18 protein-coding genes and 1 other RNA gene are annotated in these 17,323 nt (G+C 64.6%); 9 read left to right on the top strand and 10 right to left on the bottom strand.

The window, feature by feature from the left end:
* Positions 1-65 precede the first annotated feature (65 nt).
* Positions 66-1,739: a dihydroxy-acid dehydratase gene (ilvD, locus tag FA94_RS15085; protein ID WP_035552521.1), complete on the bottom strand. Its 1,674-nt coding sequence runs from the start codon at positions 1,737-1,739 to the stop codon at positions 66-68.
* Between the two features lie 197 nt (positions 1,740-1,936).
* Between ilvD and FA94_RS15080 the strand changes: the two genes are divergently transcribed.
* Positions 1,937-2,947, top strand: coding sequence for a LysR family transcriptional regulator (locus FA94_RS15080; protein WP_035552519.1), 1,011 nt, complete (start codon positions 1,937-1,939; stop codon positions 2,945-2,947).
* Between the two features lie 143 nt (positions 2,948-3,090).
* On the top strand, positions 3,091-3,996 hold the full coding sequence (lgt, locus tag FA94_RS15075) for a prolipoprotein diacylglyceryl transferase (RefSeq protein WP_035552517.1): 906 nt from the start codon (positions 3,091-3,093) through the stop codon (positions 3,994-3,996).
* A gap of 157 nt (positions 3,997-4,153) precedes the next feature.
* On the opposite strand, the gene FA94_RS15070 is transcribed toward lgt, so the two are convergent.
* From FA94_RS15070 to FA94_RS15055, 5 genes are all read right to left on the bottom strand, one after another.
* Positions 4,154-4,888, bottom strand: a complete 735-nt coding sequence (locus FA94_RS15070; RefSeq protein ID WP_035552514.1) for an SIMPL domain-containing protein — start codon at positions 4,886-4,888, stop codon at positions 4,154-4,156.
* Between the two features lie 156 nt (positions 4,889-5,044).
* Entirely contained in the window at positions 5,045-5,506 is a 462-nt protein-coding gene (locus FA94_RS15065; protein WP_035552512.1) for an EVE domain-containing protein, read from the bottom strand.
* 94 nt (positions 5,507-5,600) lie between these two features.
* Positions 5,601-5,782: non-coding RNA, 6S RNA (gene ssrS, locus FA94_RS37565), on the bottom strand.
* A gap of 129 nt (positions 5,783-5,911) precedes the next feature.
* Positions 5,912-6,226, bottom strand: a complete 315-nt coding sequence (locus FA94_RS15060; RefSeq protein ID WP_035552510.1) for a cell division protein ZapA — start codon at positions 6,224-6,226, stop codon at positions 5,912-5,914.
* Positions 6,223-6,579 (bottom strand): ATPase, encoded by a 357-nt coding sequence (locus FA94_RS15055; RefSeq protein ID WP_035552507.1) that lies wholly within the window; start codon positions 6,577-6,579, stop codon positions 6,223-6,225. The genes FA94_RS15060 and FA94_RS15055 overlap by 4 nt, the downstream gene beginning before the upstream one ends.
* 516 nt (positions 6,580-7,095) lie before the next feature.
* On the opposite strand from FA94_RS15055, the gene FA94_RS15050 reads away from it, so the two are divergent.
* The 5 genes from FA94_RS15050 to cobC are packed head-to-tail and all read left to right on the top strand — an operon-like array spanning position 7,096 to position 11,501.
* Entirely contained in the window at positions 7,096-8,160 is a 1,065-nt protein-coding gene (locus FA94_RS15050) for a FecCD family ABC transporter permease (RefSeq protein WP_035552505.1), read from the top strand.
* Positions 8,157-8,996: an ABC transporter ATP-binding protein gene (locus FA94_RS39455; protein WP_035552503.1), complete on the top strand. Its 840-nt coding sequence runs from the start codon at positions 8,157-8,159 to the stop codon at positions 8,994-8,996. The genes FA94_RS15050 and FA94_RS39455 overlap by 4 nt, the downstream gene beginning before the upstream one ends.
* A 39-nt stretch (positions 8,997-9,035) precedes the next feature.
* Positions 9,036-10,097: a nicotinate-nucleotide--dimethylbenzimidazole phosphoribosyltransferase gene (cobT, locus tag FA94_RS39450; RefSeq protein WP_035552500.1), complete on the top strand. Its 1,062-nt coding sequence runs from the start codon at positions 9,036-9,038 to the stop codon at positions 10,095-10,097.
* A 43-nt stretch (positions 10,098-10,140) separates the two neighbouring features.
* On the top strand, positions 10,141-10,926 hold the full coding sequence (locus FA94_RS15035; protein ID WP_035552496.1) for an adenosylcobinamide-GDP ribazoletransferase: 786 nt from the start codon (positions 10,141-10,143) through the stop codon (positions 10,924-10,926).
* Entirely contained in the window at positions 10,911-11,501 is a 591-nt protein-coding gene (cobC, locus tag FA94_RS15030) for an alpha-ribazole phosphatase (RefSeq protein ID WP_035552493.1), read from the top strand. Before FA94_RS15035 ends, cobC begins: the two co-directional genes overlap by 16 nt.
* 91 nt (positions 11,502-11,592) lie before the next feature.
* Here the strand turns inward: cobC and FA94_RS15025 are convergent, their stop codons facing one another.
* Genes FA94_RS15025 through cobU form a run of 4 tightly spaced genes read right to left on the bottom strand, consistent with a single transcriptional unit; the run spans position 11,593 to position 15,082 of the window.
* Positions 11,593-12,504: a cobalamin-binding protein gene (locus FA94_RS15025; RefSeq protein ID WP_035552491.1), complete on the bottom strand. Its 912-nt coding sequence runs from the start codon at positions 12,502-12,504 to the stop codon at positions 11,593-11,595.
* 40 nt (positions 12,505-12,544) lie between these two features.
* On the bottom strand, positions 12,545-13,600 hold the full coding sequence (gene cobD, locus FA94_RS15020; RefSeq protein ID WP_051980582.1) for a threonine-phosphate decarboxylase CobD: 1,056 nt from the start codon (positions 13,598-13,600) through the stop codon (positions 12,545-12,547).
* Positions 13,593-14,528, bottom strand: a complete 936-nt coding sequence (cbiB, locus tag FA94_RS15015; protein ID WP_035552489.1) for an adenosylcobinamide-phosphate synthase CbiB — start codon at positions 14,526-14,528, stop codon at positions 13,593-13,595. The genes cobD and cbiB overlap by 8 nt, the downstream gene beginning before the upstream one ends.
* Positions 14,528-15,082, bottom strand: coding sequence for a bifunctional adenosylcobinamide kinase/adenosylcobinamide-phosphate guanylyltransferase (gene cobU, locus FA94_RS15010; RefSeq protein WP_035552487.1), 555 nt, complete (start codon positions 15,080-15,082; stop codon positions 14,528-14,530). Before cobU ends, cbiB begins: the two co-directional genes overlap by 1 nt.
* 146 nt (positions 15,083-15,228) lie before the next feature.
* On the opposite strand from cobU, the gene FA94_RS15005 reads away from it, so the two are divergent.
* Together FA94_RS15005 and FA94_RS15000 are read left to right on the top strand one after the other, a co-directional pair.
* Entirely contained in the window at positions 15,229-16,689 is a 1,461-nt protein-coding gene (locus tag FA94_RS15005) for a cobyric acid synthase (RefSeq protein ID WP_408307345.1), read from the top strand.
* A gap of 141 nt (positions 16,690-16,830) precedes the next feature.
* Positions 16,831-17,247 (top strand): DoxX family protein, encoded by a 417-nt coding sequence (locus FA94_RS15000; RefSeq protein ID WP_035552485.1) that lies wholly within the window; start codon positions 16,831-16,833, stop codon positions 17,245-17,247.
* The last annotated feature ends 76 nt before the right edge of the window (positions 17,248-17,323 follow it).

The raw sequence follows: 17,323 nt of genomic DNA, 5'->3' as shown, positions 1-17,323 counted from the left end.
AGAAACAATCCGGCGAACAGGACACCCGCAAGGAGGCGTGCCCGATGTCCGCCGGACCCGCAGCATCAGCCGGTAATCGCCCCTTTGTTAGCCGGCAACGCCAACGCCGAATACTTCGCCAGCACACCACGCGTATAGCGCGGCTTCGGCTGCTGCCAGGCGGCGCGGCGGCGCTGCAACTCGGCGTCGTCGATATTCAATTGCAGCAGCAGCTTGTGTGCGTCGATCGTGATCGAATCGCCTTCCTGCACGAACGCGATCGTGCCGCCCACGAACGCTTCCGGCGCGACGTGGCCGACCACCATGCCCCACGTGCCGCCCGAGAAGCGGCCGTCGGTGATCAGGCCGACGGTTTCGCCGAGCCCCTTGCCGATAATCGCCGAGGTCGGCGCCAGCATCTCCGGCATGCCGGGTCCGCCCTTCGGACCGAGGTAACGCAGCACCACCACGTCGCCGGCGACGATCTTGTCGGCCAGAATCGCTTCGAGCGCGCTTTGTTCGTCCTCGAACACGCGGGCCGGGCCGGTGATGACCGGGTTCTTCAAGCCGGTGATCTTGGCGACCGCGCCGTCTTCGGCGAGATTGCCCTTCAGGATCGCGAGGTGGCCTTCCTTGTACAGCGCTTTCTCGATCGGGAAAATCACCTGCTGATCGGCGCGCGGTTTGCCCGGCACGTCCTTGAGCTCTTCCGCCAGCGTCTTGCCGGTGATGGTAATGCAATCGCCGTGCAACATCCCCGCGTCGAGCAGGATCTTCATGACTTGCGGAATGCCGCCGGCCTTATGCAGATCCGTCGCGACGTATTGGCCGGACGGCTTCAGGTTGCAGATCACCGGCACTTTCTTGCGCATACGCTCGAAGTCTTCAATGCTCCATTCCACCTCGGCCGCGTGCGCGATCGCCAGGTAGTGCAGCACGGCATTGGTCGAGCCGCCGGTCGCCATGATCAGCGCGACGGCGTTCTCGATCGACTTCTTCGTGATGATGTCGCGCGGCTTCAGGTCCTTCTTGACGGCTTCGACCAGCACGCGTGCCGATTCGGCGGCGGAGTCGACCTTTTCGTCGTCGGGATTGGCCATCGTCGACGAATACAGCAGCGACATGCCGAGCGCCTCGAACGACGAGCTCATCGTGTTGGCGGTGTACATCCCGCCGCACGATCCGGAAGACGGGCACGCGTTCTTTTCGACCCCTTCGAAATCCTCTTCCGACATACGGCCGGCCGTGAATTCGCCGACCGCTTCGAACGACGACACGATGGTCAGGTCCACGCCCTTCCAGTTGCCCGGACGGATCGTGCCGCCATACACGTAGATGCCCGGCACGTTGGTGCGGGCAAGGCCGATCATGCCGCCCGGCATGTTCTTGTCGCAGCCGCCGATCACGACTACGCCGTCCATCCATTGCCCTTGCACGCAGGTCTCGATGCAGTCGGCGATTACTTCGCGCGAGACGAGCGAGTACTTCATGCCCTCGGTGCCCATCGACATGCCGTCGGAGATGGTCGGCGTGCCGAAGATCTGCGGATTCGCGTCGGCGCCCTTGACCGCGGCGACGGCCGCGTCGGCCAGACGCTGCAGGCCGGAGTTGCACGGCGTGATGGTCGAGTGGCCGTTGGCGATGCCGATCATCGGCTTGTCGAAGTCTTCCTTCTTGTAGCCGAGGGCGTAGTACATGGAGCGATTCGGTGAACGCGCCACGCCTTGCGTGATGTTCTTCGAACGACGGTTGTATGCCATGGGGAACTCCAGTCTGTTTTGTTCTGGTCTGTGCTGCGTGTCTGTCTTGCTGTACTGCGGCTGTACTGCGGCCTGGGTGCGGCGGGTGTCGTGCGTCAATCCAGTGTAGTTCCGACGCGCAATGCAAGGATGCGGTTTTGCAAACTACGTGTCCAATATATTATTGAGGGCAGATTAGGTCGTAAAATATATTAATCATGCTGCCCGCCATCCCCGACCTGCGCCAGTTGCGCTATTTCGTGACCGTCGCCGAAGAAAAGCACTTCGGGCGCGCGGCCGTGCGTCTTTCGATGACGCAGCCGCCGTTGTCGCAAGCCATCCGCGCGCTGGAGGAGACGCTCGGCGTCGAACTGTTCGCGCGCACCAAGCGCTCGGTCGAGCTCACGCCGGTGGGCGCGGATCTGTTGCCCGAAGTGCAGCGCCTGCTGGCCGGCGCCGAAGGGCTGCGGCCGCTCGCGCAGAGTCTGGCGCGCGGCGAGGCGGGGGTGTTGTCGCTGGCGTTCGTTTCGACCGCGGACTACGGGCTTCTGCCGCTGCTGTTGCGCGATTTCGGCGCGCGCCATCCGCGCGTACGGCTCGAACTGACCGAGGCCACCAGCGACGTTCAAATAGACGAACTGGTGGCCGGACGCATCGACGCGGGCCTCGTGATCGCGCCGCTGCCGTCGCGCCACGGCACGCAGTTGTCGTGGCTGCCGATCGCGCGCGAGCCGCTGATCGTCGCGATGTCGACGGAGACGGCGGCGCGGGTGGCCGAGGCCGCCGGGCACAATGCCTGCCATGACGTGGACCCCGACGTGAGCCCCGAAGCCGAATGGCTCGAGACACCGATCAGCCTGCGCGACGTCGCCGATGCGCCGCTCGTGATCTTCCCAAGACGTTTGGCGCCTGGCTTTTATGACATCATTATGGATTGCTACGGCGTGGCGGGCCTGACGCCCCACATCGGCCAGGAGGCGATCCAGATGCAGACGATCGTGAGCCTCGTGTCGGCCGGCATGGGTGTCGCACTGGTGCCGCAATCGTTACGTAATCTGCGCCGCACCGGCGTGGTGTATCGTCCGCTGGTCGAGTCGGTGCCGGCGATCGAAACGGGGCTGGTCTGGCGCACGGCGGAGGTGAGTCCGGTGCTGGCGGGCTTCATCGACATCGCGCGGGCGCATGCCGCTACCGTCGAGGCGCAGCACGCCGGCGCGCAGCATGTTTAACGGCGCGGCTGCGAACGCATTGCGCGCGGCGCCGTCCAATGCTTGCGCCGCAGTCTGTGCTAGCGGCGTGCGCAAGCCGTCACCTGTCCCAAAGAATCGATTAGAAAACCCGCTTCTGAACCTGAACTGCCCATAACAACACGATGCTCATTCACCCGAATTTCGACCCCGTTGCCATTCATCTGGGGCCGCTCGCAGTGCGCTGGTATGGACTGATGTACGTCGTCGCCTTTATCGCGGCGATCGTCGTCGGCCGGCTGCGGCTGCGTTTGCCGTACGTCGCGGCGCAAGGCTGGACCGCGAAAGATATCGACGACATGCTGTTTTACGGCGTGCTGGGCACGATTCTCGGCGGCCGCCTCGGCTACGTGCTGTTCTATAAAGCGAGCTTCTATTTCGCGCATCCGCTCGACATCTTCAAGGTGTGGGAAGGCGGCATGTCGTTCCACGGCGGCTTCCTTGGCGTGACGCTGGCCATGGTGCTGTTCGCGTATCAACGCAAACGCTCGTGGCTGCAAGTCACCGATTTCGTCGCGCCGATGGTGCCGACCGGGCTCGCGGCAGGGCGTCTCGGCAACTTTATCAACGGCGAGTTGTGGGGCCGCGTGACCGATCCGTCTTCGCCGTGGGCGATGATGTTTCCCGGCGCCGCGCCTGACGACGCCGCATGGCTCATCGCGCATCCGCAACTGGCCGCACAGTGGCATCTGAACGAAGTGTTCGCGCAATATCACATGCTGCCGCGTCATCCGTCGGAGCTGTATGAGATCGCGCTGGAAGGTATCGCGCTGTTCTTCGTGCTGATCTTCTTCTCGCGCAAACCGAAGCCGTTGGGCGCGATTTCCGCGGTGTTCCTGATCGGCTACGGCCTCGCGCGCTTCACAGTGGAATTCGCGCGTGAGCCGGACGACTTCCTCGGTCTGCTGGCAATGGGTCTCTCCATGGGCCAATGGCTGTCGCTGCCGATGATCCTCGTCGGTATCGGCCTGCTGGTGTGGGCATATCGCCGTGCGCGTCGTGAACCGGCGCAGGCGGTTAGCGCGAACTGATTGATTGCGGCTACGGGTTATCGTAGCCAGCGGTATCGAGCGTTATCAAACGATCTGTCGATGAGCGCTCAACGAAAAAAGCCACGGCATGCCGTGGCTTTTTTTGCATCCGCTAGCGGCTCGGGCACGCGTAAAGCAGCGCCCGAACCCACACGCATTACTTCATCTGCACCGAGCCCGACACGTTGACCGTTACCGTCGACGTACCGCCTTCGATTGGCACCGGCGCCGACATCTTCGCATCCGAACTCATGGCACGGGCGCTCATCATCATCATGGGACGCGGCATCACGCCACCGTTCTGACCGACGTTAACTTCGCGAATCGCATAGCCGCTATAGCCGAATGCCTGCGCGGACGAAGCCGCTTGCTGGCGGAACGACTTGATCGCTTCGCCGGTGAGCTTCTGCTCGGCGGCGCGCTGTGCTTCCGGCGACAACGAGAACTGCACGTTGCCGACCTGCATGATCGATGCCATTTGACCCGCGAGCTTCGATGCCGCAGCGAAGTCGTGCGACTCGAGCACGATCTCCGTGCGGCCGCGCCATGCGGAAATGCGGCCGTCGCGATCGGTGGACGGATAGATCGAGAACGAACCCGTGCGGGCCGTCACGCCGCTCACGCCCTTGGCTTTTTGCAGCGCCGAATCAGCGCGCTGATTCAACGTGGCGGTCAGCGCCGACGGATCGCTCGCTTCCTGCTCGAAGAACAGCGTGATATCGACCACGTCTTGCGGGACTTCCGAGCTGGCCTGCGCATTGAGCGACAGCACGCCGGCGGGCTGATACGGCGCGGCGTTCTGCGCGCGAGCCAGAGTCGGCGTGAGTGCGAGCGCAACCGGCGTAGCGCATACGAGAGCGAGAGCGAGTGCCCGTGCGGTGTTTTTCGTCATTGTTGGACTCCTTGCTTGAACAGGTTATGCACGATAAGAGCAAGCGCTGTGCGGTGGCACAACGTTTGCGCGACCGTTAGGCGCTTGTAACCTAAGCTTGGTTCCCCAATTTGACAATGCCTTCACGTTTGCTTGCAACTGCGTGCGCATTACGCATCATTGCGCAAGCCGTTTGATGATGAAGCGCCACTCGGCTTCGCTCACCGGCGTGATCGACAGACGGTTGCCTCGAGCGAGCACGCGCATGTCCTTCAATTCCTCGTGCTCGCGCAACGCGGCGAGTGGAATCAGCGGGATCTTCTTCTTGAACACCACGTCGACGAGCAACCAGCGTGGCGTTTCCTGCGACGACTTCGGGTCGAAGTAGGGGCTCTTCTTATCGAACTGCGTGGGGTCCGGATAAGCGGTCGACGAGACTTCCGCGAGCCCTGCGATACCCGGCTCGGGACAGCTCGAGTGATAGAACAGCACACCGTCGCCGACCTGCATCATGTCGCGCATGAAGTTGCGCGCCTGATAGTTGCGCACGCCGGTCCACGGCAACGTGTGATGCGCCGCTTGGGCGAGATGGTCGATGCTTGCTTCGTCCGGTTCGGACTTCATTAGCCAGTAGCGCATGAATCGAATTGAACGTTAAGGGTTTGACAACACAGAGAAAAGCCGTGACCCAAAGAAAAACGGCATCGAACCGAAGTCCGATGCCGTTCTAAATAAGGTCCCCGCCTTAGCCGCTAGGCCGGCATCCTGAACCGGGGGTTCAGAATTGGTCGCAGTTAGCAACACTTCGGGTACATCAGACAGAGTGACGCGCACACCCGTGCTACAAATTTCCGCAACCGTGCACATGGCATTGGTTCAAGGAATATATGACCTTGGCGAACCAGGCAGGGAAGCTAAACCAGTAAAGCTTAAACGATGCAACTCAAACGTTTCACGACTCTAGCTCGATCACTCCGTTTGAATTCGCAGCCGATCTCAGGAACGACTGCTTGGAACCTTGATACTGCTCGATACCGCTGGTGCTTACTGCATGCTGTACTGCTGAATCACAGTACCCAGTTGTTCGTTCATTTGATGCATTGTACGCCGGATTTCCTCTGCGGGAAATGCTTCTCCGTGTCGCACGCTCGATTGCAGCTTAAGCAGTTCCGATGCCAGCGACAGGCAAGCCATGACAGCAATGCGATCCGTGCCGCGTACGTTGCTGTTATTGCGGATCTTCGACATTTCGGCGTCGACGCGTGCGACGGCCTCAAGCAGCGCGCCTTCCGTTTCCGGTGAGCAGGCGAGGCGATACGGCACGCCGAGAATCGATACTTCGATCTGCTTGGTGGTCATGCATTTTCTCCGTGTCGGGTCACGTCGCCCTGCGCTTCGACTTCGTGCTGCGCGGGTTCGAGCAGATCGAGCTGGCTATCCGGCTCGTTGTGCGCGCGCGCCCGCGGCAGCTTCTCGAGAATCGCATTCAGGCGCACCTGGGCGTCGTCGATTTTCGCGGACAGGGCGTCGCGTTCCGCTTGCAGCGTGTCGCGTTCCTCGCGCAACAGCGCAAGTTCCGTGCGCGTGGCTTCCACCTCGGCACGTGATTGGGCGAGCTGCTCTTCGAGCGCGAGACGCGCTTCATTGTGGCGTTGGCTGATCGTGATCAGCTTGCCGATATTTTGTGAAAGTGATTCGAGTTCGGTGAGCATCTGCTGCGTCCTCTAAAGACATCGCATTTTAGCGCGGAATGTCGCAGGTTCCGACAATTGTCTCGTTTCGAGACGTAACAACATCGCTTTGTGCCGGCTTTTATCGACCTTATGATGAAAAAGTACTCATGCATCGGACAATAACCTGCACTTAACAGAACAGATCGCGCGCGGATTCACCAGTCCGGATCGTGCGTTCAAAGTTCAACCTGCGAGTGTGCCACTGCGCGTCGCGCGTGGGAAGGCGGCGCAGAAGCGGCGCACCCGCTATTCCGATTCCGCAAGGTCGAACAGTTACTATCTCGCCTTCGGCGTCGTGACTTCACGACGTCACGTCGTCATGAGTCTGTCCGCGCGTTATAACGTCACGACGACGTGGTACGCGGCCACGCTAATTAGAATCCGTTGAACAGGGACCATGAAAAGGCTTATTCGTATCCAGCGCCGCGCCGCATCGCGTCCGTCACTGCCGGTCGGTATCCGCGGTGACGAACCGAGCGCGTCGGGATCGCGCGAATGAACCGCCAGTCGGGGTCGATGCCCGCCACACTGCGCGTGATGAACGCGAAGCGCGCCGCCGCGATCTGGCTCGTGCTTGCGCTGATCGCGCTGGCAGTGCTGATGGCGTCGCTCGCGCTCGGCAGCGTGTCGCTCGCGCCGATGCGTGTGCTCGCGGCGCTACTACCTTCGCACGCGTCCGAGGGAAGCTCGCTCGGTTCGTCGGCGGATCTGGCCGGCGAGATCGTCCGCAACTTGCGTCTGCCGCGTGCGCTCGCCGGCTTTGCGTGCGGCGCGCTGCTCGCGTTGGCCGGCGCGTTGCTGCAGGTGCTGTTGCGCAATCCGTTGGCTGAGCCGTACGTGCTGGGTGTGTCCGGCGGCGCGGCGACCTTCGCCCTCGTCGCGATGATTGCGGGCTGCGCATGGTGGATGGTCGACGCCAGCGCGTTCGCCGGCGCCTTCGTGTCGATCCTGCTGGTGCTCGGACTCGCGCGCCGCGAGTTGTGGCGTGGCGAACCGCAGGACACGTCGCCGCGTTTGCTGCTGACCGGCGCGGTGGTCGCATCCGGTTGGGCGGCGCTGATCACTTTGCTGCTGAATCTCGCGCCCGACAACCGTTTGCGCGGCATGCTGTTCTGGCTGACCGGCGATCTCAACGGCGGCACGATGCCATGGGTTGCACTCGTCGCGCTCGTGATCGTGCTGGTCGCGATCGTGCCGGTTGCGCCGCGTCTCAATGTCTTGCTGCGCGGCGACGCCGCCGCGCAAGCGTTGGGCGTCGCCGTCATGCCGCTGCGCTTGCGCGTGTATCTGGCGGCGTCGCTCGCGGCGGCCGCGGCCGTGACCACCGCGGGCACCGTCAGCTTTGTCGGGCTCGTCGTGCCGCACATGTTGCGGCTCGCGTTCGGCAACGATCAACGCATGTTGCTGCCGGCCGCGGCGCTCGGCGGCGGTGTCGCGGTGATGGGCGCGGACCTGATCGCGCGCACGGTGATCGCGCCGGCGCAATTGCCGGTCGGCGTGATTACGTCGATCGTCGGCGTGCCGGTGTTTCTGTGGATGCTGCTGCGCAAACGCCGATGACCCCATCCCACGACCTCGTTCAAGCTTCGCTCAGCGCGCAACGTCTGACCTTGCGCGCCGGCTCGCGTACCTTGCTCGACGCCTTCACGCACACGTTCTACGCGGGCGAAATCTGGTGCGTCGCCGGGCCGAACGGCGCGGGCAAGACGACGCTGCTGTCCGCGCTCGCGGGCTTGCTGCAACCGTCGGCGGGGCACGTCGAGCTCGACGGCATGCGGGTCGCCGACTGGCCGCCGTTACCGCTTGCCCAGCGCCGGGCGCTGATGCCGCAAAGCGCCGCCGACGCATTCAGCGCGAGCGTTCTCGACATTGTGATGTTGAACCGCTTCCCGCATCTGAACGGCTGGGGCTGGGAAGGTGCAGCGGATCGCGACGCGGCGCACGCGGCGCTGGACCTGTTGGGCCTCACCGCATTTGCCGCGCGCGACGTGCTGTCGCTGTCGGGCGGCGAGCGTCAACGCGTGGCGCTAGCGGCGGTGTTGTGTCAGGACGCGCCGTTGCTGCTGCTCGACGAACCCTTATCGCATCTCGACCTGCATCATCAGATCGATTGTCTCGAAGCGCTGGCCGCGTGGACCCGCGAGCCGCGCCGTACCGTGCTGTTTTCGTGCCATGACCTGAACCTGGCGCGCCGCTTCGCCACGCACGCGTTATTGCTCGACGGCGAGGGCGGCGCGTACGCCGGCCCCGCGCACGACGTGCTGACGCCCACGTTGACGAGCCGCGCATTCGGCTATCCGCTGATTCTGATTCGCGACGGCGAACACGAGGCGCTGATTCCGGCGCCGCGCGCGCGTCACGAATCGCTTGCGGTTCATGATGGACCGGCAAGCTGAGCGTTCTACCCAAACACACATTCTCTTTCAGATAGATCTATGACTTCTTTGTCCCGCCTGGCCGGTTTGCCCGAAGTCGCGCCGCTCGATCAATCGCTGCGGGCCGAACTGCAACACATCATCGATACCAAGACCAAGCCGCCCGGCAGCCTTGGCCGGCTCGAAACGCTCGCGCGGCAGATGGGGCTGATCCAGCGCACCACGCATCCCACGGTGCAGCGTCCGGCGATGATCGTGTTCGCCGGCGATCACGGCATTGCCGACGAAGGCGTGAGCCCGTATCCGCAAGCGGTGACCGCGCAGATGGTCGCGAATTTTCTCGCGGGCGGCGCGGCGATCAATGCGTTGAGCCGCGTCGCGGGTATCGAACTCGAAGTGGTCAACGCGGGCATTGCGACGCCGTTGCCGTCGACGGAAGGACTCGTCGACATTCCGGTCGCCGCCGGCACGCGCAACTTCGCGCGCGAACCGGCGATGACGCCGCAGCAGGCGCTCGCCGCGATGCAGGCGGGCGCGGCGCGCGTGCGGCATCACGCGGCGCTCGGCACCAACGTGATCGGTTTCGGCGAAATGGGGATCGCGAATACCTCGTCCGCCGCGTGCCTGATGAGCCGCCTGTGCGGCGTGCCGATCGACGAATGCGTCGGACGCGGCACCGGTCTCGACAATGCCGGGCTCGCTAAAAAGCGCAACGTACTGGCCTCGGCGCTCGCGCATCACGATGTGTCCGGCGATCCGCTGACGGTGCTCGCCACCTTCGGCGGCTTCGAAATCGCGATGATGGCCGGCGCGTATCTCGCCGCCGCCGAAGCGCGCATGACGATTCTGGTGGACGGCTTCATCGCGACGTCGGCGTTGCTGATCGCCGACGCGCTCGCGCCGAACGTGCGCGAATACTGCGTGTTCGCGCATGCGTCGAACGAGGCGGGGCATCGGCGCATGCTCGATCATTTCGGCGGCCTGCCGCTGCTGTCGCTCGACCTGCGTCTCGGCGAAGGCACCGGCGCGGCGCTCGCGGTGCCGCTGCTGCGCGCGGCGACGGCGTTCATCAACGACATGGCCAGCTTCGAATCGGCCGGCGTCGCGAACCGCGACGCGTGATCCGTCATACGGAAACGGCGCGGCGCGTGCCCCGGAGCCTTTCATGAATCCGCTCGCTGAACTGCGCTATTTCTTCACGGCGCTCGGCTATTTCACGCGCGTGCCCGTGCCGCGCTGGGTCGGCTTCGAGCCGCATTATCTGAATGCGGCGGCGCGCTATTTTCCGCTGGTCGGCGCATTGGTCGGCGGCTTGAGCGCGCTGGTCTATCTCGCCGCGCTGCACGTGTTTCCGGCCGGCGTTGCCGTGTTGCTGTCGATGGCCGCGTCGCTGCTCGTCACCGGCGCGTTTCACGAAGACGGTCTCGCCGATTGCGTCGATGCGTTCGGTGGCGCCTATACACGCGACGACGTGCTGCGCATCATGCATGACTCGCGCATCGGCGCCTTTGGCGCCATCGCTCTCGTGATCGCCTTGGCATTGAAGTGGCAAACGCTCGCCGCGTTGCCGCCGCTGCGCGCCGCAAGTCTGATGATTGCCGCGCACGCGGCGAGCCGCACGTGCGCGATCAGCTATCTGGCGACGCTCGACTACGTGCGCGCCGAAGGCAAGGCCAAACCGGTCGCACAGCGCTTGAGCGGCCCGGCGTTGTTGTGTGCCGTGCTGTTTGGCTTGCCGTGGCTGTGGTGGCCGAATGGGCTCATGTGGCCCGATGCCTCCGCCTGGCGCTTCGCTGCCTCGGCGCTCGTGTTACTGCTGGCGCTTCGCTTCGTCATGGGGCGATATTTCGTCAGACGCATCGGCGGTTATACCGGCGACTGTCTCGGCTTCGCGCAGCAGATCTTTGAATTGAGCATCTATCTGGTGGGGCTTGCATGGATATCGTCCTGATTCGCCATCCTGCCGTTGCGCTCGAGGCGGGCGTTTGTTATGGCCATAGCGATGTAGCGCTGGCCGAAGACGCCGAAGTATCGTCCGACGCGCTCGCGTTGAAACTCGCCACCTTGCAGGTGCCCGCGCCGCGCGTGCTGATGTCGAGTCCGCTCACGCGCTGTTCGGCGCTCGCGACTGAACTGGCGAACGCGTTCGGGTGCGTGATCAGTCACGACGATCGTCTGAAGGAAATGGATTTCGGCGATTGGGAGACGCAACGTTGGGACGCGATCGATCGCGAGTTGCTCGACGCCTGGGCGGCTAACTTCGAACACGCGCGTGCGCATGGCGGCGAGAGCGTCGCGCAATTCGTCACGCGCGTGCGAGCCTGGCTCGATGCGTTCGCGCAGACCCGCGAATTGTCGCCCGCGTATGTGGTCACGCATGCGGGGGTGATGCGGGTGATCGCGTCGCTGGTGCTGGACGTGCAACTGGAGCGCTGTCTGCAATGGTCGCTGGATATGACCGGGATCGTCTGGCTGAGGCGCGATGACGAAACGCAGCAGTGGTCGTTGGTGAGGTGGAATGCGTGAGGGCGGCGGGTCGAGGAACGCTTGCAGTGCGAGCCCCGTGCTCGCGCCTGGCGCTCGTCATGTGAATGAGCGAGTGCCGGGCGTCGCTGCTTTATTGCGCGCCAGGCTTTCTGTGTGAGCGCGCGGCTTCCAGGTCTTCGCAGAGTTGCTTCGCGCCCTGCGCGATGCGCGGCGCCGGGCGATTGATCAGATCGCCGTCGATCGCAAACAGATTGTTGTTCGCCACCGCGGTCAGACTCGGCCACGCGCGCCATGTGGCGAGTTGCGGCAACGGGGTATCCGGTTTGGTCGCGCCGGGCGCGGCCGTGACGATTGCTTCCGGATTCGCGGCGAGCACGGCCTCGGTGGAAACCGTCGGCACTAGCGGCTCGAGTTTCGCAAACACATTGCGGCCGCCGCACAGCGCGATGACATCGCTGATCATATGGTCGCCATTGAGCGTCATCAACGGTTGATCCCACACTTGATAAAAAACACTGACGGGCGGCCGGCTCGTGTACTGCGTGCGCAACGTTGCGATGTCGCGGCGATACGCGGCCGCCGCCGCATCCGCGGTCGGTGACGTGCCGAGCAATTGCCCGAGCTTGGTCAACGATACGGCGACGTCGTCGAGACGATGCGGCTCGCTGAAGAACAACGGCACGTGCAATTCGCGCAGACGATCGAGTTGACGTTGCGCATTGCCATGCCGCCACACGACGATCAGGTCCGGCTTCAACGCGACGATGCGTTCGAGGTCGAGCGCCTTGTTATCGCCGACGCGCGGCAGTTGTTTTGCCTCCGGCGGGTAGTCGCTGTACGACACCGCGCCGACCATTTTTGCGCCGCCGCCCGCGGCATAGAGCAATTCGGTGACGTGCGGCGCGAGGCTGATCACGCGTTGTGCGGGAGCGGGCAGGGTGACGGTTGCGCCGGTATCGTCGGTGACGGTGATGGCGGCGTGTGCGGGCAAGGTCGCCGCGCACAGCGAGAGGGCTAGCAGGAAGCGGGTGAGTGGGGTCATCGGCGCTGCGTGTTGAAAAGGACGGGTTGGATCGGCGTATTCATGCGGCGTCGATTTCTCGCATTGCTTCGATCAGGCTTTGCTCGAAGCGCGCCCATTCCGTCTCGCTACCAGGCAAGCCGAAACGCACGCTGCGCGAGGAAGTAAAGAGTCGGGTCCACACGCCGCGTCGTGCCAATGCGTCGTGTAAAGCGGGCGCGCGTGCGTCGTCGGTCCAGGCGAAAAGCGGCGTGCTGCGCGTGGCAAGTCCTTGCGCGTGCAACAGGTTGGTCAGACGCTCGCTCTCCAGGTTGAGTTGCGAACGCATTTGCTGTTGCCAGGCTTCGTCCGCGAACGCGGCTTTGACCGCATGGCGAGCGGGACTGCTGACCGTCCACGCACCGAGCGTCTGTCGCAAGGCACCGAGCAACGCCGGCGCACCGAGTACGAAACCCGCGCGTACGCCGGCCAGGCCGAAGAACTTTCCCGGCGAGCGCAACACGAGCAGGCCGTCGCGATGCGTATGGGCCGCGAGCGACGCCGACGGCATCGTATCGGCGAATGCTTCGTCGACTAGCAGCGTGCCGCCGCGTGCGCTGAGTTGCGCATGCCACTGCAACAGCCTCGCGGCGCTTACGTGCTCAGCCGTCGGATTGTTCGGGTTCACGATAACCGCATGCGTGAGCGTGTCGGGCAAGGATTCGCAGGACACGTCGAGCGGCACGACGTCATGACCGGCGCGTTCGAACGCGGGCGCGTACTCGCTGTAAGTGAGCGGCGCGATGCCGACCTGGGCGCGTGGCAGTAGCGCGGGTAGCGCGCGAATCGCGGCTTGACTGCCTGCGACGGGCAGCACGTGGGCGGCATCCGGCGCGCCGTAGTAGCGCGCGGCGCAGGCGGCGAAGTCGTCGCCGTCGTCGGGCAGGCGCCGCCATGCATCGGCGGGAACCGGCGGCACCGGATAGCCGTGAGGATTGATGCCCGTCGACAGATCGAGCCACTGCGCGTACGGCATGCCATAACGTGTGGCGGCTTCGTGCAGATTGCCGCCGTGAACGGCGGGGGCACTTGCCGCGCTAACGCTTCCGGTCACCGGATCGTTCACACCCTCACGCATGAAACGGCACGCTCAACAGCGCCAGCACGATCAACATCGCCAGCCAGAGAATCACCGTGCGTTCCACCAGCATCAACGCGGCCGTCACATGCGCGGCCTTCGCGGGATGTCCGAAGCCGAGCGTGGGCCGCTGCTCCAGCGTGCCGTGATACACCGCCGGCCCGCCGATCAGCACGTTCAAACTGCCCGCACCCGCCGCCATCACCGGCCCGGCATTCGGACTGTCCCAGCGCGGCGCCTGCTCGCGCCAGCAGCGCCACGCCGTGCGCGTATCGCCGAGCAACGCGTAACTCGTGGCGGTCAGACGCGCGGGAATCCAGTTGAGTACGTCGTCGATGCGTGCAGCCGCCCAGCCGTAGCGCAAATAGCGCGGCGTGCGATAGCCCCACATGGCATCCAGCGTGTTGGCGAGACGGAAGCCGAGTGCGCCCGGACCGCCCGCGATCGCGAACCAGAACAGCGCGCCGAAGATCGCGTCATTGCCGTTTTCGAGCGCCGATTCCACGGCGGCGCGCGACAACGCGCCTTCGTCGGCGTGCGCGGTTTCGCGTGAGACGATCCGCGCGGTCAGCAGCCGCGCCTGCGCGAGATCGCGTTGCGCGAGCGCCTGGGCGATCGGCGCGATGTGATCGTGCAGACTGCGCGCGCCGAGCGCGAACCACAACAGCACGACATGCACCGCGCAGGCCGCGAAAAACGGCAGCACCGAGACCAGCCACCACGCGATCAGCACCGGCGGCAGCACGGCCAGCGTCCACGCGAGCAAGCCCTTGAGCCGCAAACGGCGGCCGGTGTTGTAGCGCGCTTCGAGGCGCTTCGCCCAGTTGCCGAAGCCGACCAGCGGATGCGCGGTGCGCGGCTCGCCGAGCCAACGGTCAACCGCGACGCCCGCGGTCGCCAGCGTGACGATCAGAGGAAGCGACAGCATCACGCGTGGCCCGCCGTTTTCAACGCGAGCGGCAGGCCCGCGACCATCATCGTGGCTTGCGTGCTCAACGCGGCGATGCGCTGATTGAGCCGGCCGAGTTCGTCGACGTAAAGACGCGTGGCCGCGCCGAGCGGCACAACGCCCAGGCCGATTTCGTTGCTGACCACGATGACTTTGCCGTGCGCGGCGACGAGCGCCGTTTCGAGCGCGGCGACTTGCGCGTGATAGCGATCGAGCGACAGCGCTTCACCTTCGGACGGACACAGCAGGTTGGCCAGCCACAGCGTCAGGCAATCGATCAGCACGCAATGCTTGGGCGCGTCCGCTTGCGTGAGCGCAGCGGCGAGATCCACGCCCGCTTCGACCAGCCGCCAATGCGCCGGACGCCGCTCGCGATGATGCGCGATACGCGCGGCGAATTCGGCGTCGTCGCTGACGCGCGCGGTGGCGATGTAGGTGACGGGAAGGGCACTGCGATCGGCCAGTTGCTCGGCGTGCAAGCTCTTGCCGGAACGGGCGCCGCCAAGGACGAAGGTGAGGTCGCGGGGAGTCATCGCGTGATTGTACCGGCGCGCGGATGGCGGCGGCGGGGTGGGATAATGCCGCGTTTCTCTTCACGGCCGACCCACCCCACCTCGTGACCACCACTTCGATTACTTCGATTCCCCGGGACGCCATGCCCGTCCCACACGGCACGCTGATGATTCAGGGCACCACGTCCGACGCCGGCAAGAGCACGCTGGTGGCGGGTCTATGCCGGCTCGCGCGGCGCGCGGGTGTGCGGGTCGCGCCGTTCAAGCCGCAGAACATGGCGCTCAACAGCGCGGTCACGGTCGACGGCGGCGAGATCGGCCGTGCCCAGGCGTTGCAGGCGGTGGCCGCGGGGATCGCCGCGCACACCGATCTGAATCCCGTGCTGCTCAAACCGACGAGCGATCGCGGCGCGCAGGTGATCATCCACGGCAAGGCGCGCATGAATCTCGATGCCCGCGCGTATCACGACTACAAACCCATCGCGTTCGAAGCGGTGCTGGAATCGTATGCGCGTTTGCAGGCCGGCTACGACGCGATTTTCGTCGAAGGCGCGGGCAGCCCCGCCGAGATCAATCTGCGCGATCGCGACATCGCCAACATGGGTTTCGCGGAAGCCGTGGATTGCCCGGTCGTGCTGGTGGCCGATATCGATCGCGGCGGCGTGTTCGCGCATCTGACCGGCACGCTCGCGTGTCTGTCGGCGAGCGAGCAGGCGCGGGTGCGGGGCTTCGTCATCAACCGGTTTCGTGGCGACATCAGTCTGCTGCAACCCGGTCTCGACTGGCTCGAAGCGAAGACCGGCAAGCCGGTGCTCGGGGTCGTGCCGTATCTGCACGGCCTGACGCTCGACGCGGAAGACATGCTGCCGCCGGAACTGCGCGCGGCCCATCGCGGCGACGCGCAGCGGATGCTGCGCGTGGTCGTGCCGGTGCTGCCGCACATCAGCAACCACACTGATTTCGATGCGCTGCGCGCGCATCCGCAGGTCGATTTTCATTACGTGCGAAGCGGCATGCCGATGCCGCCGGCCGATCTGATCATTCTGCCAGGCTCGAAGAACGTGCCCGGCGATCTGGCGTTTCTGCGCACGCAAGGGTGGGACGCGGTGCTGCAGCGGCATCTGCGTTACGGCGGACGGGTGATCGGCATTTGCGGCGGCATGCAGATGCTCGGGCGCGAAGTGGCCGATCCGCATGGCGTGGAAGGCGCGCCGGGGACGTCGGCGGGACTCGGTTGGCTCGATTACTCGACGGTGCTTACGCGCGACAAGACGCTGAAGAATGTCACCGGACGCCTCGCGTTGCCCGGTTTGCCCGAGGTGTCGGGTTACGAAATTCATATGGGCGAGACGCACGGACCGGCGCTAGACTCGCCCGCGCTCCAGTTGGGCGATGCGGCTGCCGCGCGTCCCGATGGCGCGCTGTCCGCCGACGGCCAGATTCTCGCCACCTATGTGCATGGTCTATTCGACACGCCGTCCGCGTGCGCCGCGTTGCTGGCGTGGGCGGGGTTGAGCGACGCCGAGGCGATCGACTATCCGGCGTTGCGTGAGGCGTCGCTGGAGCGACTCGCCGACACGCTGGCCGACCATCTCGATCTGGCGAAGCTTTTTGGCGCGATGGCCTGATCTGGATCAACACGGCAATGCCGATTAAATCCTATTGGGAAATAATCTAAGCCTGCGACGTGGTTTTTCACTCCGTATGGTTCGAATAGAGTCCTGACATCGACGGCTGGTTCTGGCCGTCTCTCTCTTCAAGGACTCGTCATGAACTCGAATCGCTCCGCCGATCTGGCTGCTTTACTGCTGCGCGTGGCCTTGGGCGTGCTGTATCTCGCGCACAGCCTGCAAAAAATCTTCGTTTTCACACTGCCGGGCACGGCGCAATTTTTCGTTTCGCTGGGTTTGCCGGGCTGGCTCGGCTATGTGACGGCGTTCGTCGAATTGCTCGGCGGTATCGCGTTGCTGCTCGGCGTGCAGGTCCGCTGGGTCGCGCTGGTGCTGCTGCCGTTCATGCTCGGCGCGATGTCGGCGCATTGGCATAACGGCTGGGGTTTCGCGTCGCCGAACGGCGGCTGGGAATATCCGGCGTTCTGGGCGGTGACGCTGGCGGTGCAGTCGTTGCTGGGCGGCGGTGCGCTGGCGCTGGGCAGCGTGAAGACGGTGCGGGCTGCGGTGGCGTAAGGGCTGCGCAGTCTCGCCGGCAACAACGCCGGACAACAAAAAAGCACGCGCCGTGAGGTCGCGTGCTTTTTTTATG

Origin of the sequence: Burkholderia sp. 9120 (assembly GCF_000745015.1) — a bacterium.
Classification (GTDB): Bacteria; Pseudomonadota; Gammaproteobacteria; order Burkholderiales; family Burkholderiaceae; genus Paraburkholderia.
This window is presented reverse-complemented; position numbering and strand designations above follow the sequence as displayed.